19 protein-coding genes are annotated in these 26,556 nt (G+C 46.1%); 12 read left to right on the forward strand and 7 right to left on the reverse strand.

The genetic code is table 11. The features are described 5' to 3' along the window. Positions 1-590: 590 nt before the first annotated feature. From AC5JL3_RS31390 to AC5JL3_RS31400, 3 genes are all read left to right on the forward strand, one after another. The gene (locus AC5JL3_RS31390; RefSeq protein ID WP_496078185.1) at positions 591-1,487 is read left to right on the forward strand and encodes an alpha/beta fold hydrolase; all 897 of its coding nucleotides are present in this window, start codon (positions 591-593) and stop codon (positions 1,485-1,487) included. 43 nt (positions 1,488-1,530) lie between these two features. Beyond that, the gene (locus tag AC5JL3_RS31395; RefSeq protein WP_496078186.1) at positions 1,531-2,304 is read left to right on the forward strand and encodes a ZIP family metal transporter; all 774 of its coding nucleotides are present in this window, start codon (positions 1,531-1,533) and stop codon (positions 2,302-2,304) included. Positions 2,305-2,533: 229 nt separating this feature from the next. Continuing rightward, positions 2,534-3,304 (forward strand): histidine kinase, encoded by a 771-nt coding sequence (locus AC5JL3_RS31400; protein WP_496078187.1) that lies wholly within the window; start codon positions 2,534-2,536, stop codon positions 3,302-3,304. A 359-nt stretch (positions 3,305-3,663) separates the two neighbouring features. Here AC5JL3_RS31400 and AC5JL3_RS31405 read toward each other — a convergent pair whose 3' ends face one another. Beyond that, a complete protein-coding gene (locus tag AC5JL3_RS31405) occupies positions 3,664-3,849 on the reverse strand; it encodes a YqaE/Pmp3 family membrane protein (protein WP_496078188.1) in 186 nt (61 codons plus the stop codon). A gap of 320 nt (positions 3,850-4,169) precedes the next feature. Between AC5JL3_RS31405 and AC5JL3_RS31410 the strand changes: the two genes are divergently transcribed. Beyond that, complete coding sequence (locus tag AC5JL3_RS31410) at positions 4,170-4,634, forward strand: phage holin family protein (protein ID WP_496078189.1); 465 nt, start codon at positions 4,170-4,172, stop codon at positions 4,632-4,634. A gap of 265 nt (positions 4,635-4,899) precedes the next feature. Here the strand turns inward: AC5JL3_RS31410 and AC5JL3_RS31415 are convergent, their stop codons facing one another. The 3 genes from AC5JL3_RS31415 to AC5JL3_RS31425 all read right to left on the reverse strand — a co-directional run bounded on the left by AC5JL3_RS31415 (position 4,900) and on the right by AC5JL3_RS31425 (position 8,389). Next, positions 4,900-5,766, reverse strand: a complete 867-nt coding sequence (locus AC5JL3_RS31415; RefSeq protein WP_496078190.1) for a GGDEF domain-containing protein — start codon at positions 5,764-5,766, stop codon at positions 4,900-4,902. 248 nt (positions 5,767-6,014) lie between these two features. After that, positions 6,015-7,250, reverse strand: coding sequence for an HhoA/HhoB/HtrA family serine endopeptidase (locus tag AC5JL3_RS31420; RefSeq protein ID WP_496078191.1), 1,236 nt, complete (start codon positions 7,248-7,250; stop codon positions 6,015-6,017). Positions 7,251-7,552: 302 nt separating this feature from the next. Beyond that, positions 7,553-8,389: a prephenate/arogenate dehydrogenase gene (locus AC5JL3_RS31425; RefSeq protein ID WP_496078192.1), complete on the reverse strand. Its 837-nt coding sequence runs from the start codon at positions 8,387-8,389 to the stop codon at positions 7,553-7,555. Positions 8,390-8,481: 92 nt separating this feature from the next. On the opposite strand from AC5JL3_RS31425, the gene AC5JL3_RS31430 reads away from it, so the two are divergent. From AC5JL3_RS31430 to AC5JL3_RS31445, 4 genes are all read left to right on the forward strand, one after another. Then, positions 8,482-10,050, forward strand: a complete 1,569-nt coding sequence (locus AC5JL3_RS31430; RefSeq protein ID WP_496078193.1) for a pentapeptide repeat-containing protein — start codon at positions 8,482-8,484, stop codon at positions 10,048-10,050. Between the two features lie 305 nt (positions 10,051-10,355). Further along, on the forward strand, positions 10,356-11,903 hold the full coding sequence (locus AC5JL3_RS31435) for a helicase C-terminal domain-containing protein (RefSeq protein ID WP_496078194.1): 1,548 nt from the start codon (positions 10,356-10,358) through the stop codon (positions 11,901-11,903). Positions 11,904-12,066: 163 nt separating this feature from the next. After that, the gene (locus AC5JL3_RS31440) at positions 12,067-12,279 is read left to right on the forward strand and encodes a DUF2839 domain-containing protein (protein WP_192222467.1); all 213 of its coding nucleotides are present in this window, start codon (positions 12,067-12,069) and stop codon (positions 12,277-12,279) included. 385 nt (positions 12,280-12,664) lie between these two features. Next, positions 12,665-13,015 (forward strand): DUF1815 family protein, encoded by a 351-nt coding sequence (locus AC5JL3_RS31445; protein ID WP_496078195.1) that lies wholly within the window; start codon positions 12,665-12,667, stop codon positions 13,013-13,015. 576 nt (positions 13,016-13,591) lie between these two features. On the opposite strand, the gene AC5JL3_RS31450 is transcribed toward AC5JL3_RS31445, so the two are convergent. Further along, positions 13,592-15,217 carry a DUF1565 domain-containing protein gene (locus tag AC5JL3_RS31450; RefSeq protein WP_496078196.1) on the reverse strand — a complete coding sequence of 542 codons (1,626 nt, stop codon included), beginning with the start codon at positions 15,215-15,217 and terminating at the stop codon, positions 13,592-13,594. 211 nt (positions 15,218-15,428) lie between these two features. Further along, positions 15,429-16,463, reverse strand: coding sequence for a pyruvate dehydrogenase (acetyl-transferring) E1 component subunit alpha (gene pdhA, locus AC5JL3_RS31455; protein WP_496078197.1), 1,035 nt, complete (start codon positions 16,461-16,463; stop codon positions 15,429-15,431). Positions 16,464-16,797: 334 nt separating this feature from the next. Between pdhA and AC5JL3_RS31460 the strand changes: the two genes are divergently transcribed. From AC5JL3_RS31460 to AC5JL3_RS31475, 4 genes are all read left to right on the forward strand, one after another. Next, positions 16,798-19,203 carry an IMS domain-containing protein gene (locus tag AC5JL3_RS31460; protein WP_496078198.1) on the forward strand — a complete coding sequence of 802 codons (2,406 nt, stop codon included), beginning with the start codon at positions 16,798-16,800 and terminating at the stop codon, positions 19,201-19,203. A gap of 678 nt (positions 19,204-19,881) precedes the next feature. Beyond that, on the forward strand, positions 19,882-21,132 hold the full coding sequence (locus AC5JL3_RS31465) for a DUF4912 domain-containing protein (protein WP_496078199.1): 1,251 nt from the start codon (positions 19,882-19,884) through the stop codon (positions 21,130-21,132). A gap of 158 nt (positions 21,133-21,290) precedes the next feature. Beyond that, on the forward strand, positions 21,291-21,860 hold the full coding sequence (locus AC5JL3_RS31470; protein ID WP_496078200.1) for a CesT family type III secretion system chaperone: 570 nt from the start codon (positions 21,291-21,293) through the stop codon (positions 21,858-21,860). Positions 21,861-22,195: 335 nt separating this feature from the next. Continuing rightward, positions 22,196-24,382, forward strand: a complete 2,187-nt coding sequence (locus tag AC5JL3_RS31475) for a ShlB/FhaC/HecB family hemolysin secretion/activation protein (RefSeq protein WP_496078201.1) — start codon at positions 22,196-22,198, stop codon at positions 24,380-24,382. 210 nt (positions 24,383-24,592) lie between these two features. Here AC5JL3_RS31475 and AC5JL3_RS31480 read toward each other — a convergent pair. Next, positions 24,593-26,556: CHAT domain-containing protein (locus tag AC5JL3_RS31480; protein WP_496078202.1), on the reverse strand; the 1,964-nt coding region annotated here is incomplete at its 5' end.

Raw genomic sequence — 26,556 nt, forward strand, 5'->3', positions numbered from 1 at the left:
CTTTTCTCAGATCCTCTTGACAACTGCCAGAAAGCCTTAACTTGTCACCAATGGTCCTAACCTTTATGGCAACAGCCATAACTTCTGAGTAAAGACAAATATAGACAAAAAAACGACCCTACCGAGTTGGCAGAGTCGCTGTTAATACCTATGAACTTTCTAGTATCGAGAAGCGTATGTCAAAAAGACTTAACTTTATCTCTAGCTATGCAATTCATAGATTAGATTAATGCGTTTAGTGCATAAAGTCAAAATAAAACCCCGCTACGGCTAAGCGGGGGGTTCTTACCTGAAGGCTTCTAGGTACACATACTTCCTGAGCCATTACCACTTATGCAGCCTCAACAAAAAAATCCACTGGTTCTAGCATCCAGTGGAGAGTGTCTAAACAACTCAGTTACTTATATATCTGTTCTAGCGGTAGGTTTTATGCAGGACGCAGTGAACTGATGAAAAAAGAAGGGAGAGATTTCTTCAACAAAGGGCGATCGCCCTTTTCCCCTGTCACTCGCTCTTTGATACTCTAGGTAATTGTTTTGGCAACACAGACGACTATCATAAAAATAGTTAAAGAATCTTCATAAAACGCCGTGACTACACAACAACTAACATCGGCAACCACTTTTGAAAAGCACTTTTGGACTTGGCAAGGCTACAAAATTCAATACACGGTTATGGGTACTGGCAAGCCCTTAGTACTCATTCATGGTTTTGGCGCATCAATTGGGCATTGGCGCAAGAATATCCCTGTACTCGCTGAAGCTGGCTATCGGGTGTTTGCCATCGACCTTCTAGGATTCGGCGGTTCCGACAAACCAGCCCTAGACTACACCTTAGAGTTGTGGCAACAGCAGTTGAAAGATTTTTGGGACGCTCACATTCAAGAGGCGACTGTGTTTGTTGGTAACTCTATCGGAGCGTTGCTGAGTCTCATCGTGATAACGGATTATCCTGAAATTGCGGCTGGTGGAGTCCTAATTAATTGTGCAGGCGGACTAAACCACCGCCCTGATGAGTTGAATTTACCATTGCGCTTGGTGATGGGGGCTTTTACTAAACTGGTAAGTTCGCCAACGATTGGGCCCTTCCTGTTTAACCGTATCCGCCAAAAATCTCGCATCCGCCGCACTCTTGCTCAGGTGTATCGCGATCGCGAAGCTGTTACAGAGGAATTGGTAGATTTACTTTATACCCCCTCCTGTGACCCTGGTGCCCAACGGGTATTTGCCTCAGTTTTGACCGCGCCTCCTGGCCCTTCCCCAGTTGAACTGTTACCCAAAGTGCAGCATCCACTACTAGTCGTTTGGGGCGAAGATGACCCTTGGACACCGATTTCAGGTGCAGCGATTTATCAGCAGCAGCGTGAGACGGGGCCAGATGTCGAGTTTGTCGCGATCGCAAATGCAGGTCATTGTCCCCACGATGAGAAGCCGGATGCTGTAAATCGGCTCATTACTGACTGGCTGGATAAACACTGTGCTAAATAGAATGTCACTGACTTAAGCGAAAAGCGCACCTAAATAATCCTTCATGAACCCTATCCTTGCCGGTTTCCTTGCCAGCTTAGTCGCCGGACTTGCGACGGTTGTTGGTGCCTTTCCAATTTTGTTACCGATCAACTTGACTCAAAGAGTGCAAGCGATCATGTTGGGGTTTGGTGGAGGGGTAATGCTGGCAGCAACAGCTTTTTCGTTGATTGTTCCGGGTACAGAAGCCGCGATCTCACAAGGGGCAAGTCAGATAGGTGCTGCCTTACTCATGGCAGTGGGTGTTCTCATGGGAGGAGTGTTTTTGATATTAACCAATAAATACCTCCCCCATGAACATTTTTCCAAAGGGTCAGAAGGGGTTAATCCGCAAAATCTCAGACGTATTTGGCTGTTTATCTTTGCAATTACGATTCACAACTTCCCGGAAGGATTAGCTGTCGGTGTGAACTTTGGCGCTGGCGATCCGGCAAATGGTATTCCGCTTGCAATCGGTATTGGATTGCAAAATATCCCAGAGGGTTTAGTTGTTGCCATGTCTCTGGTTGCTGAAAAATATTCAGCGATGTACGCGCTAGGGGTTACTCTTCTTACTGGCTTAGTGGAACCAATTGGAGGTTTGATTGGTGCTGCTGTAGTTGCGATCGCACAACCCATTTTGCCCTTAGGCATGGCATTTGCGGCTGGCGCAATGCTGTTTGTAATCAGCGGTGAGATTATCCCTGAATCACATCGTCAAGGTCAAGAGCAAGAAGCAACTATCGGTGTTATGGTTGGTTTCGTCGTGATGATGCTTTTAGATATCGGCTTAGGTTAATAAATTAATCCAATTTAAATAATTAAATTTTGTTAAAAGCTTCGTCTTCTAGGCATTTTTCAGCCTTTAGGAAGAAACCTTCTAATCAATAGTTATGCGATTCTTAATAGATAAGAAGCTATAAGTCAGCAATCTCTACCTGCTTTCAAATTATTTATTGGGATTCTTACAGAAGCCAAAGTCAAAATTAAATCTGTACTTATCAATTGCAAATAAGGACTTAAAATAAATGCCTGATTCTATTAATAATATCAAAGAGCAAATTACAACTGACCTTCAAAAAGCCAAAGAAGAAGGTAAATTGCGGACTGAACGAATTAGAGAAATTGTTCAATCTGCTGTATCTCAAGCTAATTCAGAAGTCAAAGAAGGCTCAACTGAGGTTCGTTTAATCATTAAAGAGGCTGTTACTACAGTCATTGAAAACTTTAAGGAGAGAGGCGGAGAACTCAAAGACGAGGTTACGGCCTCTCTTCAGGGAGCAATTGAAGGTATTAGTGCATCCAAGCGCCAAGCCATTGCCAAAAATCAGGCAGAAGTTCAACAACTACAAGCTCAGATAGATGCTGATGAGCAAGAACTTCAAAGCCAAATTGATAGTGCCTTAATTGACATTGAAGAAACGACCAAGGATACACCTTCAAGTACTAAATCAGCAATTGAGTCAGCTATCAATTCTCTCAAAGATAGTGAAGAAGCAAATATAATGCGTAAGCGCTATGCCCAACTCCAAGCTCAACTTGCTGTTTTACAAGCTAACTTAGCGGCACGGTACGGAGAACGTTACGAGGATATTAAGAAGCATCTAGACGATGCTAAAACTTGGTATGAAAAAAGCCAACCTCAAGCTGAAGTGGCTGCTGAACAAGTCAAGCAAAAGCGAACGGAATTTGAAGACAAGCTAGGCGAAGCAGGTGCAGCACTAGCTAAGAAGGAACAACGAGTCAAGCAGCTTTTGAAAGAATTGTGGCAATCAGTGACTAGCAGTGGTTTAGATTAATTGAGTGATGTGTTTCGCAAAATGACTGCTACTGACTTCTGGCTTAAGTAAGAAAATTCATCGCGTCGCTCAACTCTTGTGTGGGGGCTTGGAAAGCCCCTAAGCAGGATTTCTCTACAGAGTGCTTAAGTGTCAGTGATATTCTTCAAAAGATAGGCATTGCCATCACTAGGCAACAATATCCTCAGTGCTGCACAAACACAGCTCTGATTCCGCTTCATGCTATCCTAAACTCCAACTACTGAAATTACTGACTAACCAAAGTCGCTCAAACAAATCCTAAATCTAGAACTGTTTGAGCGACTTCTACTAAAATCAAATTTTGGGTAAGACAAGCCACAGGTTTTTCTTGAAAGTACTTAGAAATCTCCTCTAGCAACTTTCTCTTCATGCTTAACGATTACCCAAAGGGCATGAATACTACCGGGAAGCCAACCTAAGAGTGTAAGTAAAATATTAATCAGTAGTGTTGGCCCAACCCCGACTGTCATGAAAATGCCTAATGGGGGTAGAACAATAGCGAGGACAATTCGTAATAAGTTCATATTGTTGATTCTTTGACTTTTTTCTAAAACTAGATTTAGCTTCATTGTTAGGGATAAATTAGCTATCAACCTCCGTCCTAAGGATTATTAGTTGCTAACTCAAATTATTCCCTCCAAAACTACATTTTTAGGGACTCTCGTCTGCAACCTATGTAACCTAAACGATACGGTTGTCCTTCATCCAGATAGTTTACAAAACTATAAATTTTACAACGCTAGAAATCTATCTTCTTAGAGAGGCTAGTAGCTGATTTATTGCACAAGATTAGGATAGTTGAAGCAAAAATAAATCTTGTTGTTTGTAAAATTGAGGAAAATATATGATTGGAACATTGTTTACTTTGTTAGCGACGGCGCTAAGTCTACTTGTGGTTGACTTAGTTGTTCCTGGAGTTGATATTGCTACATTCCCTGCGGCTTTGATTGCTGGTATTGCCCTTGGATTGGTCAACTCATCAGTCAAGCCAGTCCTTTCCACACTGTCTATGCCGCTCAACTTCCTGAGCTTGGGAGCCTTTTCGTTGGTCGTCAATGGTTTATGCTTCTGGCTAGCTTCGCTTTTTGTGCCTGGATTTAGAGTCGGCGGATTGCTAGCCCTTATTTTGGGACCCGTGATTCTATCTTTCGTCAACACATTCTTGAGCAATTACTTTGCACAAAAGAATCCCGACCTCAAGATTGGTGGTGTTCAATCTACTCCTGACAAGATTGAAGCAGCGAAAAACAATGCTGAACTGAAGCTAGATTCAGCTAGACAAAAAGCTGAAGTCAAGACGGAAGCTTAACTCTATTGGTTAGAAGTCTGAAGCTAAACTACCTTCCGGGGCTAAGGGAAAACGTCTATTGACTTTATATCCCTTACCAAAACGATAAATTGAGCTTAACAAATATAGGGAGCAAGTTATTCAACCTGCTCCTTTTCAATGCGTTCTTTGACACCTCTCTCTGTTTTGGGTAACTCTGCTAACGTTATCTGGATTAGTAGCGATCGCTTATTTGTTTCCTGACTAATAATCCTAAACTGTTATCGGTATTAGTGAAGTTTGGATACTAGATCGAAACTATATGCTTGAGTTGATTCTTCCCGTTATTTTTAACTAAGTACATCAAATGGTCAGCACGCTGTATCATCGCCTCAACTGAATTAGGCGGATTGATGAACGTAACAGCACCAATACTAAATGTTACAGACCATTTATGCGTTTCCATAGCCTCCCGAAGCTGCTTCTGAACCCGATTGGCAACAATTTGCGCTGGCTCATATCCACTTCCTGGTAGTAGGATGACAAACTCATCACTGCCAATTCTACCCATAATGTCTGTCTCTCGAATACTATCTTTTAGAGTTTCAGCTACTATCTGCAAAAGTTTGTTGCCAATACTCTGCCCCAACTTGTCATAAATGCTTGTAAAATCATCAATATCTATATCAATTACTGTTAATGGGTGTCTATACCGGATAGATTTTTTAACCTCTAATCTTGCTAGCTCAAAAAATAACCGCTTGTTTGCTAATCCAGTTATATGATCGATACGGGCTATTTCTTTTTCTCTCTCCTTGGCAGCACGCAATTCAAATACAAGATAGCATACAGTCAGGAAAAACATTAATATAATAGTATTTTCCCAGTAAGAGCTAAGCAGAGCAGAGCCATTCGGCTGGTGGTTATTGTTTAGGCTAAATATAGCGATTACACTTGCAAAAGCCGTAATAATCCCTGCTTCTTTCTTGACAAACCAAGTGACAAACGAAATCGGCAATAGATAAAAAAATGACAAGGAAATTTCTGGGATAATGAGAGAATCAATCCCCCCAATTAAACTAAAAAGAATAGCTCCCCAAGTGGTTGGAACAATTTTATGATTATTTTCAAAATAGACTTTAACTTTTTTGCCAACCATCCTAAAGATATCCATGAAATTAGTAGATGCGTTTAAACAGTAAAAGATGTTACCCATAACCCATTCTTAAGATTACGGGAGGATGACGCTAGGTGTACAGCGATGGCTTAAATGCTGAAAATTAACTGAGTTGTACGAATTTTTAACCAATATAAACTAGTATTTAAGCAGAAAAAAGGGATAGGTGAAATTCCCATCCCTCTATTTGTCGATAAATTCTTTACCTCACCTTCGGGCAAGCGATCGCTCGCTCCCCAACAAGATTACTGCCGCTGCGTGGGGAAGGCACCAGGTATGACCGTCAAATTAATGTCCTGTTGACTACGACGCAGCCCCAGTTGTAAATCTTTGCCCACTTGAGATTTCTCTACAGCACCTTGGACATCATCGGCTTGTTTCACTGGCTGACCATCAACGTTCTTGATAACATCCCCAGCCCGTAATCCAGCCTTAGCAGCCGGTGAATTGGGCATTACCCTGGCAATCAGTATGCCTTCGTCTTCGTCCACACTTAAACCCGTGTTGGGATTGCTGTTGATATTCTCTTTCAACTCTGGTGTCAAGGTTACCATCTCAACACCTAGGTAAGGATGCTCCACCTTACCCTGACTCACCAACTGTTGGGCAATCCGTTGAGCGGTATTGATGGGAATTGCAAAACCTAAGCCTTGGGCACCCTGAATGATTGCCGTATTCATCCCAATCACTTGACCAGAGGCATTGAGTAAGGGGCCTCCAGAGTTACCAGGGTTAATCGCAGCATCAGTTTGGATGAAATCGACTCGCTTATCCGAGACACCAACTTGAGCGCTAGAACGACCTGTAGCACTGATGATACCAGTCGTTACCGTATTGTCCAGACCCAAGGGATTCCCGATCGCGATCGCCCATTCTCCGGGCTTAAGTTGATCAGAATTACCCACGGGGACTGTAGGTAGATTGTTCGCTTCAATTTTGATTACTGCAACATCCGTTAGAGGGTCAGTTCCCATCACTTTACCCTGGAAGGTGCGACCATCCTTAAGAATCACATTAACAGTATCGGCACCATCAACCACATGGGCATTGGTAAGAATCTGACCGTTAGCGCTGACAATAAAACCGCTACCAGTACCTCGTTCCACTCGTTCTTGAGGTTGATTCGGAGAGTCATTGCCAAAGAATTGGCGGAATATCGGGTTATCCATGCCATCTGGAAGGCGAGTGTTAACCGTTCTAGACGCATTAATCCGCACCACAGCCGGCCCAACTTTTTCGACAACGTTGGTGACAAAGTTGCTGTCTTGAGGCGCTACCGCTTCAGCACTTGGGATCAGTCCTGTTAATGCGTTAGCCGCAGGTTGAGCAGAAGATATAGCAGAAGGCAACTGGTTGCGCGAGGCAAGATAGCTACCGGAAAAAGTGACACCAGCGCCCAGTAACACCAGCGATAGATAGGTCGCTGCCTTTTTGAAAGGACTGGTGCGATAAGGTTTAGAGTTTTGCGTGTCTAGTACCATAAGATTCTATTGAGGAGAGCGATTGAGCTAGATAACACGAGCCTTACACCAGTTGGTTAAATGTTTGACACTTATCGGTGGGGGAGGTTGTAGGTTTTAGAGAAAGTCTCTTCATCACCTAACACCTGGCTCTTTCAAAGCCGCTTCAGGCTTCTAGAGGTGTCAGCTGAATCTTGTTAAAAGATAAAAGACACAAACTTGATGGCATACAGCTGACATTTACCAATGTAGACAGCCGCTGTGACGCTTTTGTGTCAAGTGTGTTGCACTTGTATGAAAGTCGTAGGGTGATAACCGTCCAGTTAGAGAAATGGGGGACGCTGTAACTGAGTTTGCTTCAAGATATTTTCTAACGCTTGCCAATTTTCCTGCTCAACGAGTTCAATGATCTGGTCGAGACTGTGGCGATAGAAAGTGAGCGATCGCAAAAGGCAAGCTTGATTATAACGCGCCATCATCACACCTAACTCTGGATTCCCTCCACCAACGCGACTAGTATCCCGAAAGCCAGAACTGGCTAACTGTTGCGCTAACTCTAAAACTGTTGGGTCAGTCTCACTCCCACAGGCATCAATCAAACCCGCACTGACCATCACAGGTAGGTGAGAAATCCAAGCTACAGCCCGGTCGTGGTCTTCGGGACGGCAGAAATAGACTGTGGAATTGAGCGATCGCACAAGCTCCTCTACAATTCTCACAGACGCTGCTGGTGTTGTCTCAATCGGTGTCAAAACATAAGGATTTCCTGCAAATAACCCTGAGATAGCTGCCTCAATCCCACTATTAGCTGTCCCTGCCATGGGATGTCCACCGACAAAGTTGTGCCACAAGGGAGTAACCGCCTCAACCACCATCGTCTTAACAGAACCGACATCAGTAACAATCACCTCTGGAGAGAGGTGAGGAATCAACTGCTGGACAGTTGGTGCGATCGCGGCGATTGGCGTACAAATAAAAATGACCTCTGCTGCCGCTAGGAGAGTTAGGTTGTCACTAGCATCATTGACGATACCTCGCTCAATTGCGATCTGACACGTTTTTGAATGGCGAGAAACTCCTAAGACTTGGTGACCTAACCCTTTCAAGTCCAAAGCCAGTGAACCGCCAATCAGCCCCAGTCCTACAATGCCAATATTCATCGTCTAGCGTCATCAATCCACAGCCTATGCAACCATTAAATTAAGTTTTATGCAACGCTGAAACTGGAGGCAATAAGCGACGACTAGGTTTAATGAATGTCAGGGAAATTCTCAAAAACTATGCAGCAGGAGCGAGAAACTTTTATGCAGCTAACCTCGCTGAACTGAACTTGAGTGGTGTTAACCTCAGTGGTGCTGATTTAACGGAAGCCAACTTGAGTGTAGCTAACCTAAGCGGTGCTAACTTGAGTGGCACGAACCTAAGCGGAGCTAAACTCAATGTTGCTAGACTCAGTGGCGCAAATCTTTCTAACGCCAAGTTAATTGGGGCAAATTTCAATGTTGCCAATTTAATTCGAGCTGACTTGCGAGGAGCTGATCTAGCTAAGGCGGCATTAATTCGTGCCGAACTAATTCGTGCTGAACTAAGTGGCGCAAACTTGAGCGAAGCCAACCTTAGCAGTGCTGATTTGCGTGAGGCGGCGCTTAGACAAGCCAAGCTTAACCGTGCCAACTTGAGTGAAGCTAACCTGCGGGGAGCTTACCTGACTGGGGCAATTTTGGAAGGAGCTAATCTCAATGGAGCTGATTTGAGCCGAGCTGACCTCAGTGGGAGTAATCTTAAGAATACTGAAATCAGGCAAGCCAATTTAAGTAGAGCAAACCTCAGTGGTGCTGACTTGACAGGGGCAAACCTTCGCTGGAGCGACCTCAGTGGTACTGATCTGCGCTGGGCAAATCTAAGCGATGCGAAGTTAAGTGGAGCCAACTTAATTGGGGCTGACTTAAGCAACGCTAATTTGCTCAATGCTAGTCTGGTTCATGCTGACCTGACCCAGGCTAGGCTAATTAGAGCCGATTGGGTCGGAGCTGACTTAACAGGGGCTACGCTGACTGGCGCTAAACTTTATGCAGTTTCCCGCTTTGGTCTGAAAACAGAAGGAATGACCTGTGAGTGGGTTGACCTGAGTCCAGAGGGCGACAAGAGTGAGATTTTTCACCTCTCTAGCAACGGCTCCAAAAAGTTTTTCAATGAAACTCTGCCGATAGTACGGATTATTGTTGATGCTCCTTTAGATTTGGACGCTAATTTAGTTTTAGCTTCGATTTATCATCAAATTGCTCAGCTCTACCCAACACTTCATACGGCTCCTAGCATTGAGATTGGTGCTAGGAAAACAGGGATTACCTTTCGGATTGATACTAATGCTGAATTATTTACCGTTGCTTATTGTGCAATTCTTCCCTTCAACGATGCAGCCGCAACTCATCAAAACATCATTGCGCTAGTTAACATTCTCGCCTCACAAGGCTTGGAAAATCTTGGCATCCAAGAGCGACAGCGAATTAAACAATTAGCGACAGCCCTAAGTCAAGCGATTGAGCAGATTGAAGCTATTAATCCTTTGCAGATTACCTCCAACCTGAAAGTATCCACTAGCTTTTTCCAGGCTCCTACTCATACGGTTGTTAGCAACTCTAGCAACCAGAGATTGAATGTCTATTATCACCCAGCGTTTGGCAAGCACTTGATGAATCAATCCAACTTGTCGGGTCGTTCTAGAAGCACTTCTCTAGAAACATCAGAATCAACGCTTCCTCCAGTCAGTTCAGTTCTGGAATTCATTCAATCGTTTGATTATGTGGGACAGTTGCATTGAGAAAAGTTCAGAAGGCTCATCAGATGAGTGGGATCTACATCTGGTAAGCCTTGTAGGGACGCGATCGCACATTGAAAGAACTTCTGTATTCTTCTCCTGAACTCCTGAACTCCTGAACTTCTGTATTCTTCTTGTTCAAGATACTCCTTCCAGGGTTCAGTACAAGACCATCCAATTTCCCCTGGCATAATTAGAAAGGGCGTCATTGCCGCCCTTCCCTTGCTCTTATCGCAGTAAGAGCAACAGGTAAGGATTGCATGGCACGCTAGTGTTAATTTCTGAAGGCGTTGCGACGCTGCGGATGTGTGATTGAGGTAGAAGTCCATTCCTCCCTACGTGCCTTTCTGCGAGAGCAAGGTCAACCTAGCTGGCCCCATCATCTGACGATGGCGCGGTTGGTAGCACGCGCCTTGCGGTTGGGGCGCCCAGCATTGATCCAGACGGGAAGCACTCACCCCTCATATTGTCTGAGTTACCTTGCCCCGGCATTAATTTGGCCTGGGTCAGTGATTTTAGTTGCACCCCTAGCAATACAGCAATGGTTGCTGCGGGTCGAAATCCCTCGTCTACAACAGTGGATTGGCACCGATAAAGCGATTCAGACAGGTGATACTTTTCCGGATGAACGTTTCCAGGGGCTACTGATTACCTCACCCGCCTCTTGGCTGGCAGATCGGTTAGAAGGGCATAATTGGTTTCCTCCTGGCATTCCTACCCTGATTGATGGTGCTGATGATTTAGAAGGCTGGGCGCGTGACCAACTCCAAGCCTCGATTCAGCCGCAAGACTGGGACGAACTAATGCTGGGATGTCCCCAAAAGGCTGACTTGATTCGGGACATTCGTGTGCAGCTTACCAAGGCAATATTTCAGCACCCTCCTAACCCTTATGAGTGCTGTCTGATTGAGGCTCAAGAGCAAGATAGCTTGCGGTACTTGTTTGAAGTACTACATCCAGTGACGGATGAAGATCGATATCATTATCTACCAACACCCTGGAAGCATTTTTGGCATTGCTGGCAACGCTCAGGTCAGTTGATGTGGGCAGAGATCGCGCGATCGCAAGGTCAGTTTTCGTTGTATTGTCAGCCTGTAGAAGTTGCGACAGCCTTAAGCCAAGTTTGGTCTAAGCAACCTGTAGTGTTAATCGGTGAGGCGCTGGATTTGGAGGCTTCGGCATCCGTTTACCGCCAGCAGTTGGGTTTGGGAGATTTGACTTGCTTGAAGTTCTCCCCAGACCGACACAGTGAACTGATTCAACTCTATTTGCCTGACGGTCTACCGATGCCGAATACACCTCGATTTCAAGAGGCTCTGATTCAACAAGTTCGCACCCTTTTAACACTGAGTAGCAATGCTAAAGGGTTAGCGGTTCTCTTAGTGGGGGATGTTCCCTTAAAAGCACAGTTGGGTGCGATTTTAGCCGCCGAATTTGGTTCGCGAGTGCAGGTAGAGAAGACTGATTTGGATGAGCGAGGTGTTTTGGTGACTGGCTGGGAGTTTTGGCGTTCTCATCAAACAATTATCCCCGCACCTCAATTGCTAATGATTGCTACGTTACCCATCCCGTCGCTGGAAAATCCGCTTGTGGCTGGTCAAGTCGCTTACTACAAGCAACAGCGCCTAGATTGGTTCCGTCTGTATTTATTACCTGCGGCATTAAGAGAATTACAACGTGCGATCGCGCCCGTGCGAGAATCTCAAGGCGTTGTCGCCCTACTAGATAACCGTGTAAACCATCGTAGCTACGGTCGTCAAGTTCTCTCAGCCCTCAGTCCTTTTGCTCGAATTAACTATCTCGAATCCAGTTGGTTCAGACCTGATACTCCAACTGCCCGAAACAAATGGCTTTGAGGATAGTAAGAGTACAGGATTAAGTTTTTCTCTAAGCCTGTTAACGTTTCTTTATTTTCTGCCTCCCGCTCCCTCATCTTTCATTTCGTAAACAACCTCCGACCGACGCCAACCGAGAGCGTTATGATCAGCAGTGCTATTATTTTGGTCGAGGCAATGAATCATGGGTGATGCCAAGCGCCGTAAAGCGGCACTGGGAGACAAGTACGGTAAAGAGGAAAACATCTTTCCCTGGCTCCCACTTACGAAAAGTCAGGGTGAGCAGTTTGTCAAATGGACAACTAAAGGTGCCTGGGTTGGCATCGGCTTTTTGGTCGCCTACTGGGTAACAATTCGGTTAATAGGACCCACCTTAGGTTGGTGGCAAGTCAGTTAACATTTTGTATTGCCTAGCCGCGAGGGTGATGTTTTGCTTGTAAGTAAGCCATCCACCCTAGCTTTAGATGAGAAGGAAACCTTCGTTGTCGTTTGACTTGTAGATGCTAAGCGCGTAGGCTGGATTTGTTGAACAAATCCATCTATCGGTAGAACTTAACTGAAAAGAAAAGGTTCTACTATAGAGTAGACAAGTCAGGCATATTGTGGTTGTTAGTCGCCCATTACACTCTTCAATTAGAAGCGGGCTGCTACCATAACTTTATCAGACTCTCTTTTGCAAGCCTTTTGGAATTTTGAACTAAACCCTCCCAAAACCTGAAGGTTAAAATCTTAAAAAAGTATTAAAAGATCTAAAATTTAGGAGTGGTGTTTGGAGGACTAACGTGTTCATACGACTGGCAGAGCAACACCGTCAATTCGTTCAAGACTTGGTAATGAATCTCCAAGCCTTGGCAATTGTGTTAGAGAACCGAGGATATCTGGCTTCCTGCTATACCTGCGGCAACCAGATGAATAGCGCATCCTTTATGGTCAGCCTAGGAGACAGTCATCTGATCCGCTTCCTGGTGTCAGATTATGGTATTACCTGGACTGAAATGAGGGATGACCGAGAACTGATGAAGCTGGAAGGCGCTGAAGCAATCAGCCAACTGCAAGATCTTGCCAATCTTGTTAAATACCAAATTCAGCCTTCTGAATTTCGCCGTCCAGTGGGCAATTTGGCGTCAATCTAGTTCAGTCTATCGTCAATCTGTTCAACCTGAGAGCTGTCTTCATACAGTCAGGCACTAAACCTTACGGAGCATTATGGGTACGTTGATTGACCGCCGTAGGGAAGTGTCTGGCCACTTGAAGCGAGGACACATTGCTCAAAGCATTTTATCTAAACTAAAGATTAAGCCGACTTCAGCGCCTTTCTAAGGCTATTCAAGCAGCAAAAGCTCATCTTCCTCTCCGCCTACAGAGATCCCAGCCTTGAAATTAGAACGTTGCGCTTCAGAGATGGAACTATACAAATAGACACAAAGTTTAATCTAAAGAAAATATTACGAAACCGATAGCTTTTCTGAATTGCTGTCAAAGTATTAATAGCTCAAATGGGGTCAGCCGATATAAAGACCCTAAACATATATAAAAAACAAGTAACCTTTTAGAGCGCTAGTTTCCACCCATAGGATAACTGGCGCTCTATATTTTTAGAGTGTGGTCAAAACCAGTTGGTGAGGATGAGGGAGATGAGGAAGTAATTTCTGCCCCACCTTCCCCACCTTCCCCACTTCAGCCTTTCCAAAATGAAATTAGATACCCCTTCAACGTTGAGTAGATGAGGGGTTCCTGACCAAATAGGGGGAAGGAATAGGCTGTACTCGACCCGCATTAACCAATGCCTGATAGACAAAGGCGGCGACTTCGGCACGGCTGGCATTTTGGTTTGGGTTGAGTTGGCTAAGCGTTGGGTAGTTGACCACCAGTTCTCTGGTAGTAGCACCAGCAACAGCAGAAAGCGCATAGTTCGGAATCTGTGCCGCATCTGTGTAAACGGACAACACACTCGTATCTTCAGACCGTAATTTTAGACCACTGGCTAGAGACACTAAGACCTGAACTTTTGGAATGCGTTCATCAGGTCGAAAGACTCGTCCTGGATACCCAGAGAGAAATTCACCCCGATAAGCGGTTTGGATAACTTGATAAGCCCAAAAATTACGGCTGACATCCACGAAATCACTGGCAGCTTTCTGCGGTGTTGGGGAAAAGGCTTTGGCAATAATCGCGGCAAACTGGGCACGGGTTACAGATTCACCAGGACGAAAAGTGCCATCGGGAAATCCAGCAATCACGTCGATACCTGCTAAGGCTTCAATGTAGGCTTGTGCCCAGTGACCTTGAATATCCTGAAAGTTAGTTGCTACCGATGCCGCCACAAAGTCTACACGACCAGCAATGCGGTTTTGATCAATATCATTGCCAACGGCAACTATGGTGATGGTGCGGGTTGTGTTGTTGACATCTAAACTGCCGTTGTTACGAATGCGATTTTGACCGGGACTATCGGCTGTGCCTAAATTGGGTTGAGCATTGCCAGTGGCGACTAAACCGTTGCGTTGGTTGCTTTCAATTGTGTTGTTCCGGAATACAGGAGTAGCTGTGCCACTGACTACAACCCCATCGGTATTTTGAATAACGCGATTGCCTTCCACTAAGGGAGAGGCGGAATCACCAATCGAAATCCCAATCCCGGTTTCCTGAAACACATTGTTGCGGATTTCCCCAGTACTTTGACGGGCAACAGAAATCCCATTCCCTTCGTTCCTAGTAAAAAGGTTGTTTTCAATCTTCGGGTTGCTTGTACCCGTGACAAAAACGCCTTCCCGTTTGCTGTTAATAAAGCTGTTGTTCCTGACAGTAGCATTGGTGGATTCTATCCATACACCTGTACCACGAGTATTTGGGTTGGTAATGCTAATACCGCTAATTTCACTGTCTTTTTCAGCACGAATTGTCACGTTCTGGCCGGCTAAGGTGGGGCTTGCGTAGGAACCACCACCGATAATGCCTGTCCTTTGACCTTGGGTATCTACATCGCCTCGCAGGGTAACACCTTGTTTGACGCGCAAGGGGAAGACTTCTCCGGTAGCTTGGGTGTAAGTTCCAGGCGCAAGCTGAACGACTGTACCGGATGATGCCTGTTGAAGGGCGTAGGTAATTGAGCGGTAGGGTGTCGCTTCACTAGTCCCAGACCCATCTGTGTCTGTTCCCCTGGCAGGATTGACGTAAATAATGTTTGCACTCGATGGTGTTTGGGCAATCTGTACAGCTTGCACAGACTTTGTCCAAAGAGGAACTATGGCACTACCGCCTCCTAAGAGCAGCACAACAGTTAGGAAGGATGCCCCTAAGGGGACTGATTTTTGACGAGAACCCTGGTAGGTCATACGCTTTATGCTTATTATTTGCTTGATCAACTGTACGGTTTAGGGACTCATTAAACAGGAAAACTCTAACTTGCGATCGCACCTGTGCTAATTTAGATGGCTTAATCCAACGACATAACAAAACCCGCTCCATACTGCTTGAAGCATCTGGAGTCGGGATGTTAGCCGTTAAGACTTGAGGATGACTCTAGTCAGCTAGCTAGATGAAGTTTTAATGATCCTCAGCAAAAATATAGCGGTACAACTCACTGGGGTCAGGCTCAGGGCTTTCCTCTGCAAATCGAACCGCCTCATTGATTCCATCCTGAACTTTACGTTCTATCGCTTTGAGTTCTTCTTGCTGCACCAAATTTTGCTCAGTGAGATAAGCTGCCAGCTTTTTGATGGGATCGCGAGGGAACCAGTATTCTTTCTCTTCTTTAGAGCGAAGTTCATCAGGGTCAGCAAGAGAGTGACCTCGGAAGCGATAGGTGAGCGCTTCAATGAGTGTTGGACCTTCACCCGCACGCGCACGAGCGATCGCTTCTTGAGCAACAGATCGTACCGCTAGCACATCCATCCCATCGACTTCAACTCCAGCCATGCCAAATACACTGGCTTTCTTGTAAATCTCTGGCTGAGATGTCGCCCGTTCATGTGCCATCCCAATCGCCCATTTGTTGTTCTCAACAACGTAGAGAATCGGTAGTTTCCAAAGCGCTGCCATATTCAAGCATTCAAAGAACTGACCGTTATTGCAGGCACCGTCGCCAAAGAAGCAAGCCGTTACCTGATCGGAACCCTCATCCCCCAGAGCCTCACGTCGATACTTGCTTTGAAACGCGGTACCTGTGGCAACAGGAATCCCTTCTGCCACAAACGCATAACCCCCAAGGAGATTATGTTCAGCTGAGAACATGTGCATCGAACCGCCACGTCCTTTGCTACAACCTGTTGCCTTGCCAAACAACTCTGCCATCACCTCCCGTGCCGGAACTCCAGCACTCAAGGCATGAACATGGTCACGATAGGTGCTGCTAACATAATCTTCGTCTTGACGCATCGCCTTGATAACGCCAGTTGACACCGCTTCTTGACCGTTATAGAGGTGGACAAAACCAAACATTTTGCCTCGATAGTACATCTCGGCACACTTGTCTTCAAAAAAGCGCCCCAGCACCATATCTTCGTACAGGAGCAATCCTTCTTCTTTAGTAATTTTGCTGGAATCGACTTTAAATTCCGGTAAAGTCCGTTCTTGAACCATTGGTTTGTTGTATCCTTGCAGCAACACTATTATTGATTTCTTGATTTTCTCTCAACACCTGTTCAGCTTTTTCACAAATCAAAATAAGAAGAGAGCAAAACTAACTTGAGTCAAAACAGCACCACTGGTTTAAAATCAAACTGTCTCATTTAGGGGGATGCTCTACCGACGTTGCTAGAATTACTAATATCTTTAGCAACTAGACTCAAGCGGTTCTTGCTCCTTGAACGGGTGCCTTGAATGGTTCAAGTTCAACGGCTTGCAGCACGCTGAAGAGAGAACGCTACTGGCTACTATACGTTAACTTAGTTGCTTTGCGCTGGGGAAGTGAACCGTGCGAATTCCGCTCGATTACTACCGAATATTAGGACTGCCGATTCAGGCGACGGATGAACAGCGAAGTCAGGCTTATCGCGATCGCACGTTGCAACTGCCGCGCCGAGAGTATTCGGAAGCGGCGATCGCATCTCGTAAACAACTCCTGGACGAAGCCTACGCGGTTCTCAGTGACCCCGAACAGCGCTCCGCCTACGACGCGAGTTTTCTCACCAAAACCTACGAGCAAAAGCCAGAAGCGATCGCTTTAGGTACACCAGGAACTGGTGAAGGCACAGATACGGCTAGCGACCCCCACACCCCTAGCATCGAAATCAAAAGTGACCAGTTTGTTGGGGCATTACTCATTCTTCAAGAACTAGGGGAATATGAACTTGTCCTGAAACTGGGGCAACCTTATCTAGGGGCACGAGACAGCATTAGTTTAGATAAAGGTCGCTTGGGAAACCCCCAGCAGGTTCGACCAGACATTGTTTTAACCCTAGCCTTAGGTTGCTTAGAACTCGGTCGGGAGCAATGGCAGCAAGGTCAGTACGAAAACGCCGCAACTTCCCTAGAAACGGGTCAAGAATTACTCCTACGAGAAGGATTTTTCCCATCTGTGAGGGGAGAAATCCAAGCCGATCTTTATAAACTTCGCCCTTACCGCATCCTGGAATTATTGGCGCTGCCAGAAGAAAACCTTACTGAACGGCGTAATGGCTTGCGGTTATTGCAAGAAATGCTCCAAGAGCGCATGGGTATTGATGGCACAGGGGACGACCAATCTGGGTTAAGTATTGATGACTTTCTGCGCTTTATCCAGCAGTTGCGTGGCTATCTAACGGCTGCCGAACAGCAAACTCTCTTTGAAACAGAAGCCAAGCGTCCCTCAGCTGTTGCGACTTATCTAGCCGTCTATGCCCTTCTAGCACGAGGATTTGCCCAAAGACAACCGGCATTAATTGCTCGTGCCAAGCAGATGCTAATGCGCTTGGGGCGACGCCAGGATGTCCACCTTGAACAATCCGTCTGTGCGCTGTTACTGGGTCAAACCGAAGAAGCTAGCCGTGCCCTAGAACTGAGCCAGGAATACGAACCTCTAGCGTTCATTCGTGAGCATTCTCAAGGTTCTCCAGATTTGTTACCTGGATTATGCCTCTATGGGGAGCGCTGGCTGCAAAAGTCAGTGTTTCCTCACTTCCGAGATTTAGCGAACCAGAAAGCCTCGTTGAAGGAATACTTTGCTGACGAGCAAGTGCAAGCATATTTAGAAAACCTGCCAGACTCATCTGGGGAAAGTAATGAGTGGACAGTAGTCCAGACCCAGAAGGCGGCATACGCGACTGCTGCTTCCTCCAGAAGTTTCAACGAACCAGCCGCTTTTGGTCGAACTAGTTCTCGCCCAACGTCAGAAGAAGATAGTCGCTTCTCGCGAGATGGTCAACAGTCAGTCAGCTCAATGTTTAACAACTCTCTCGGTGACTCAGCAGGTGCTAGGTCACAGTGGGGAGGAGAACGAGGGTCTACTGGTGTCGCAACGAGTCGGACGGCAACGTTAGGCACGGCTAGTGTTTCAATGCCCACAGCCCAACGGGTATCCCCAACGGGAAGCCCAGGAGAAACAACCATTACAGGCTTACCGGGTGAATCTTCTTCAAAATCGTCACGCCGCCAGCGTCAGGCGAAAGGTGGGGCTGACCAGCCAACGCCTCCTCTAGCTGGGGGAGATTCTGTCCCTAAAACCTCATCAGGTTCTGGGGTAACCCTAGACCGTTTAACACCCGGTCGCCTTCAACGTTTGCCAGACAACTCAAAGTCTTCAACAAAATTCAAACGCCTGATTATACTGATCCTTGGCGGTTTGGTCGGTGTGGGACTACTGGCTTGGCTGCTGATTGGAACCCTAAGTTGGTTCCAGAAAACTTTACAGCGGTTTTCAGGTCCACCGCTCGAAGGAGAGCAACCACTTGTGCAGTTGACTCAGCCTCCGGTAGCAATTCCTGAACCTGGCACTCAGATGCTCGCGCCAGAGGGGCCGTTGACTGAGCAAACGGCTGAGCAAGTCATCCAATCTTGGTTGTCTGCTAAGTCCCTTGCTCTCGGTCAAGAGCATCAAGTTGATCAACTCCAGCAAATTTTGACTGATCCAGCTCTGTCTACATGGCAACGACGCGCTCAAACGGCTAAGCGAGACAATATCTATGGACAGTACAAGCACGTTGTTAAAGTGAACTCGGTTGAGACAAACCCAGCTAATCCTGATCAAGCTAGGGCGGATGCGGCTGTGAATGAAGTAGCCCAATTCTATGAAAATGGTCAGTTGAATCAGTCGGCTTCCTACGATGACAACCTGCGAGTTCGTTATGACATGCTGCGAAAAGATGGTCGCTGGTTGATCAGAGATATGGCTGTTTTGAGATAAGTAGACCTCTCTTGAAAGTCTACTTTTATCGCAACGTTTGTGAGCGTAGCTCATGGTGTCTCTTGCATAAATTCTGGAAAGCCCCATAAATCTCCTAATTTTGGGGACTTTTTGCTTTGTTTGCTTAGCTCTAGTCGCTAACACAACTTGTCATCAAAGCTTGACTAAAAAGTCAAGTCCAGATTGCTCTTAGCTAAAGATTGAGAAAATTTGATCCCGGCAACCCATTAATGTCAAGATTTCATGACATTTTGATCCCCAGCTTGCCTGTAAATTCGTTAATTCACCTGAAATCGCTATCCTTAGCCCCTTGACCCAGCGTCAGAGTATTCTGTTACATAAAGTCAGGCGATCCCGAAGAAATACTTATTTTGAGTATTTCGTTAAGATCATCGGCGGCTGGCTCGACCCCAGGTACCTGTATGAATGATGACCCACCCATTGCGTTAGCAGCGTAGAAAGAGCCTTGCCCAAAGAGTCGCAGCTTTCTTCGATTTTGGGCACAAGTAAGGCAATGCACTAAGCGATCGCAAGCTGGAAATCTGAATCCAAACGGGTGAAGAACTCAAGTTGAAAGCTAGCTTTCTTTCAGCAACTGGATGTGTACATGACGACCAAAACTTTCAGATTCATCAGGAGTGACATACCTGCCGTCCTAATTATTGGAGAGCATAAATCATGGCAAAAGAACGCCCACCTTTAGAAGAGATGACACTGCGGCAACTGCGTAAAGTTGCGAGTGAATATGGCATCTCCCGTTATAGCCGAATGCGTAAGTCGCAATTGCTGGCGGAAATACAAAAGATACAGCGCTCAAAAATTTCAATCAGTCCATCTCGCACAGTGGAGGCACAGCCAGAAGTGGAAGCAGCAAAGTTTGAACTAGGTCAAGAAGATCGTACCGGTGGCACCCTTGCATCAGTGGATGAAGGATTAGCCGATTTACCGGCTGGTTATGGTGATAGCCGGATTGTTTTATTGCCGCGTGACCCTCAATGGGCTTATACCTACTGGGATATTCCAAATGAGCATAAAGAAGATCTACGGCGTCAGGGAGGACAACAGTTAGCGCTACGGATTTATGATGTTACCGACATCACCCTTGACTACCAATCGCCCCACAGCATTCAAGAATATCCTTGTGATGAGCTAGCACGGGAATGGTACTTGCCCATGCCAGTTAGCGATCGCGATTATGTTGTTGATATCGGCTATCGCTGTGCCGATGGTCGTTGGCTCATTCTGGCTCGTTCGGCACCTGTACATGTTCCTCCCGTCTACCCCTCCGACTGGATTGAAGACCAATTCATCACCGTAAACTGGGAAGAAGACCTCCGTAGCAAAACCTTCCTTGAATTGGTTCCTCCCAGCAAAAAAGCCGCTGCTAGCGCTGATACTAGCAGTGTAGATGCTGTTGGCAACCCCATTTACGATGCCATCTTCGGCATGGCACAATCCGCCGAAGCTCAGCGCGTTGCTGGTTCCTTGTATGGTTCTATGCAGCAAGTTCCGGTTCACGAGCAGGCAATTAGCTCCTATGTCTTCCCCTCTGGTGTTGGTATGTGGGCTGTACCAACAATGTCTGGTTTAACCATGTCTGGCGTTGGAATGTCTGGTGTTGGCTTCTCTGCTTCCATGCCTCCCATTCGTCCTCGCCAGTTCTGGTTAGTTGCGGATGCTGAATTGATCGTTTACGGGGCAACTGAGCCAGATGCTAACGTCACCATTGGTGGACACCCCATCAAGCTCAACCCAGATGGAACCTTCCGCTTCCAGATGTCATTCCAAGACGGTTTGATTGACTACCCGATTATGGCAGTGGCAGCTGATGGTGAGCAAACTCGTTCTATCCACATGAAATTCACTCGTGAGACACCATCACGCAACACCAATACAAAAGAAGAAGCCGTTCCCGAATGGCTTGCCTAACAAAGTGGCGAACTTGTAGGGGCAATGCCCTTAGGCGTGAAATTCTGAAGCTTGAAGAAAGAAAACCCTTACTCAAGCAGGGAACCTCAATTACTTACCTCCGTTGTATTTTGCTATCTCCCCCGACAGCAGCCGGGGGATTTTTTTTCTCAAGAACTATGAAAGCTCAAGAAATTGCTGAGAAGCTTGCAGAACTCTTTGGTAGCACTGCCGTTCAGATGACAGAACCTGGCGTCTGGCAGGTAGAAATGCCTCAGTTTAGATTGCTAGTCCTCTTATCACAAGACCAATCTTGGTTAAGAATTCTCATTCCCATTGCACCAGCCGGGGAAGCCCAACCATTCTTTGAACAGCTACTAGAAGCAAATTTTGATGACACTCAAGAAACCCGTTATGCTCTGAATCAAAATGTTCTTTGGGGCGTCTTCCAACACAACAGTGAGAGCCTTGAGCCTGAAGACTTCTCAGCAGCCGTAGCACGGCTGCTTTCTCTACGTCAGCAAGGACTGACGAGTAGCTTTGATCAGCTCGTTGACACTCGTATTCGTCAAATCATTCAGGTAGCAAAACAGCAAGGGCAATCCTTGGAGGCAACGCTCCAAACCCTAGATCGGTTTTATCGTGAAGGACTCATGGGTGAGTTGGAGCAAGGAGCAGAGTCGCGCCAACAGACACTAGCGGCATGGCAGCGTCGGCTCGAAACTCTTTGGCAAGAAGTAGAACCTTAAGTGATACCAATTGACTCAAATACGGAATTGCCACCACTGAGGGTAATACTTTGTGTGGCGGCAATTTGTATGACGTGATGAGTATCAAAGCACAATTATCAGCATAATTCCGGAACTGCTGCCAATTGGGTGAGGTAAATAAATGAATACTAGTGATTAAATCGGGTTAAAGCAAATGATCAATCAGCTATAACCGTGGAGGATTAAAATTTTACTTTCTGCTGGTAACTAAAAATAAGATTCTTGGGGACATTCACCCGCTTACCATGGATCGTCACCCAAAGTTTATCAATAATATCGACTCAAGGAGAATTAGAGACCTGATGCGCTCGAAGATGAGATTGCTTTGGTGTGAGGTTTTAATCAAGAACACGTTAGCCCTTACGGAGCATAGTACATTAGCTGCAAAGCGGCTCCAAACGAACATTGCTGTTAGACCAACATGGTTGATTCGTGTTAATCAGGTCGCTCCTAAGGCACTAGCGGTGACTGGGCGAGGTAGGACACAGCGGTTTTTGAAGAATAGCCCTTGCTGTTTCATAAATGAACTTCCGAAGAGTCGATTAGGATCAAGAGAACAGCGTCTTCTTCATGCATTTGCACCACTTTGTATAGGGATTGCTTGTACTAGTGGCACAGGTGCATTAGCCGCAACTCGGACGGCTTTGCCAGAGCCTCTTGATGGGTCGATAGATGAGGTGAGTAACATCAAGCTTTCCAATGAGACCCTTTCTCCTTCTCCAGAATCCTTTGGGCAAGGTTTTTTCAGACTCATTCCACAGCCGCAAGCTGTTGAACCAGGCTTCTTACCAAGCCTCATTCAAGATACATCTCTACAAGCACAGAACCTGCCGACTGCTCCACCTGTGCCACCAGAGAATCTACAACCTAACCCCAACCAAGACCGCTTTCTACAGCCGCCGACAAACCCGATACCTGAACCCTTAAGACCAGAGCAACCTGTTCAAACACCTGTCACTCCAGAACCACCCACGCAACCGCCTCCAACTCCAAGCACTCCTGTCTCACCAACGATTCAAGTTCAGGACATTCAAGTAACTGGTAGCACTGTCTTTGAAGCCGACGAGTTAGAGGCAATTACCCAACCTTATGAGGGACAAACTCTTACCCTAGAACAACTCAGACAAGTCGCAGATGCGATTACCCAGTTGTACTTAGAACGGGGCTATATCACCTCTAGAGCGATTCTTGTAGACCAGGACGTTACTAATGGTGTTGTGGAAATTCGCGTTCTAGAGGGCAGTTTACAAGAAATACAAATTGAGGGAACACGTCGATTAAATCCTAGCTATATCCGCAGCCGCGTAAAGTTAGGGGCGGGGACACCTCTTAATACCGCTGAGTTGGAAGACCAATTGCGGTTGCTCCGGGCTGACCCTTTATTTGAGAATGTAGAAGCGAGCCTCCGAGCGGGAACCCAAACAGGGCAGAGCATTCTTATTGTTCGTGTTGTTGAAGCTGACCCCTTTGAAGGTAGTTTTGGCATTGATAACTATTCGCCGCCGAGTGTGGGTTCGGAACGATTGGGCATCAACTTGCTCTATCGCAACCTTACAGGGAATGGGGATACAGTTGCAGGTTCGTACTACCACACAACTAGGGGGGGTGCAGATAGCTTTGACTTTACGTATCGGCTACCCGTCAACCCGATGAATGGTGCTGTGCAATTAAGAACCGCCATCAATAGTAATCAAATCGTTGAAGACGAATTCAGCTTCTTGAACATTGAAGGGGACTCAGAACTGTATGAAATTAGTTTTGAGCAGCCACTCATACGCACCCCCCGCGAAGAATTTTCTCTATCTTTGGGTTTTACAATTCAAGAAAGTCAGTCCTTAATTGGCGGTGGCTTTCCCTTCCCTGGGCCTGGTGCTGACGAAGAAGGGTTTACCAGAACCAGTGTGCTTAAGTTTGGGCAAAATTATTTGCGCCGGGATGTTAGAGGCGCTTGGTCTTTGCGATCGCTTTTTAGTCTCGGCACTGGCTGGTTTGATGCCACAATCAATCCTGACCCGATTCCTGATGGACGTTTTTTCAGTTGGCTTGGTCAGGTGCAGCGTGTGCAAGTTCTTGGTGAGGATAACTTTTTAATTGTAGGAGCTGACATCCAGTTAACACCCGATAGTTTATTTCCCTCCCAACAATTTGTAGTTGGTGGCGGTCAATCCTTACGAGGCTACCGACAAAACATTCGCTCAGGCGATAATGGTGTGCGTTTTTCCGTTGAAGATCGCATTACTTTACAGCGAGATGAAGCAGGTGCTTCTACATTACAACTCGCTCCATTTTTTGATGCTGGTATTGTCTGGAATGTCTCTGATAATCCTACTCCATCACCATCACAGCAATTTTTAGCAGGTGTCGGTATGGGATTAATTTGGGAGCCAGTACCGGGACTCAACCTTCGTGCTGATTATGCTTTTCCCTTGGTTGACCTTGATGATCGGGGTACTAATGCCCAAGATGAGGGCTTTTACTTTAGCGTTCGTTATTTGTTTTAGTTGTTGGTTATTGGTTATTGGTTGTTAGTAACTGTTAGAGGCTATTTGGGAAGCAAATATTAAAGTCTGAAGGTAATACTAAAGACTACTAACAAAAAAACAAATATCAACTATGCCTATTAGATTTCTAGCTGTTGCAGGAAGAATAGTGACTTGACTTTCGCTTTCAAGGTAGCAGAAACGGCTTGGCACCTATCCAACAACTAACAACTACCAAGGATTACCAATCAGTGTGAAAGCTGCCCAATAGTAAGGATGCCTTAGCTGTTTATCTCCAAGATTTGACAGTGCCTCTGGTAGGGGAATACCTCGGCTAGTACCAACGAGTTGACCATTTTCCAAACGGACTTGTCCTCGTAACATGGCTATCTGTGTCTGCCTCAATGCCTCAGCTTTAATGGGTGCTGTTCGTAACTGCTGGTAAAACTCACTCATCAGCCCCAAGGTTGCCTCATCACTGACATACCAGAGACTCGCTAGTGCCGACTTGACACCAGCTTGTAGCGCCAACCCCGCAAAACCTAATTCTGCTTGTTCATTGCCGAGTGCTGTGCGGCAAGCGCTTAGCACCAACAAGTCCACAGGTGGGTTACTCCAATTCAGTTGTGGCAATTGGCTCAGTCGCAGCTTTGTGTCCCACAGTTGAAGATAGGAATTAGCTGGTGCCCCAGGTTGAAATTCCCCATGGGTTGCCAAGTGTACAATCTGAAAAGGCTGTAGCTGACGCTGTAACTTCAGATTCTCCAGTGTGAAGTCTTCATTCAAAAATGATTTGCCTTGCCAGAGTTGCTGTGTAATGACAGATAACTCCAGAGGAACAGCGGGTAAAGGGTTTTGCTCGGTAAACTGTGATGCTCCCATTGCCAAAACTTGATAGCCTCTAATATCGCGATGTTGGCTATCAGTCAGCGTAAGACTGGGCATTAGGCTGATACTGTATTTTTCTACTAGAAACTCTTGACCACTGTGAAGGGCGGCTAGTGGAATTGACCGTAGATTCTTGTCCATGATGAACACTAAATTTTGGATATCAGCCGCTTGTAAATCAGCTTCCAGAGGAGTCACGAGCCATCGATAGAGTTGCTTAGCTGAGTTTAAGTAATTGGTACTCCTGGAACTGGTGACTTTGCTTTGGAAGTCCCGCACAACACGAATCACTTGCGATTGCGTACTCCCAGCAATCCGTTTGCGTATCGCTCGCCCTTCGGAAGTCACAAGCAACAGTTCCAACTCATCGCTTTTATTATCTGCCGCAGATTGTGAGGCAAGGCTGGCAGGAACAAAAGATACATAGATAAACGCCGCTTTCACATTTGTTGTTGCCTCAATTTCACTCAGGATGTTACGTGCTTGGGCTAAGGTTTTGCTTGGTGTATCGCTGCTTTGACCGAAATACTGCTCATACTCCTGGCTAAATGACTGCTCTATCTGTTCAATTCCCGTGTCAATTTCTAGGGGAGGAATGTTGTTCGTTGGCTCTAAAGGGAGCGGCTCCACCTGTGGAGGGAGGAAATCAACCGGGTTAGGTATTATTGGCTCTGGTGGTGGTGGTTCAGGAGGGGAATCTGATGTGATGATTTCAATATTGCCCAGAGTGTAACTTCCTGGAAAAGATTGGAAGGGTGAAATTGTGAATTGCCCACTAGTAACTGCCCCATTTGTACCATTCGTTGTTGCCTCACCCACTTCAAAGGGAGTTTCCCTGAACCCCCCATCGTGTCGAATCGTGATTGAACCACCATTCAATCCACCAGCAGTGGAAATACTTGCATTGACTTGATTTTGGTCAAGGAATGTGTCGGATGCCCGGAAAAATTGACCGGCTGTAATGTCAACATCGCCACCGCTGCTACCTGTACCGCCTTGGGCATTAATGGAAGCAACTTCAATATCTTCTTGAGAGTCGAGGGTAACAGAGCCACCAATTCCAGAACTCGAACTAGAGTCTATCACCTCAGTAAAGATCGATTCACCAGCCGTAACTGTAATTGACCCACCGCCAGAATCACCGGAAGCTCTTAATTGTTGTGTTGAAATGGCTCCTGTAGTGCTATTGAGTGTAATTTCACCAGCAGCATTGGCATCGGAATGAGAGTCAAGATTTCCCGTCGTAATGTTGCCGCTTGAGTCAAAAGCGATCGCACCACCGTTACCCGTACCAGAAGAAGAGTTCA

The organism is Symplocastrum torsivum (assembly GCF_059505465.1).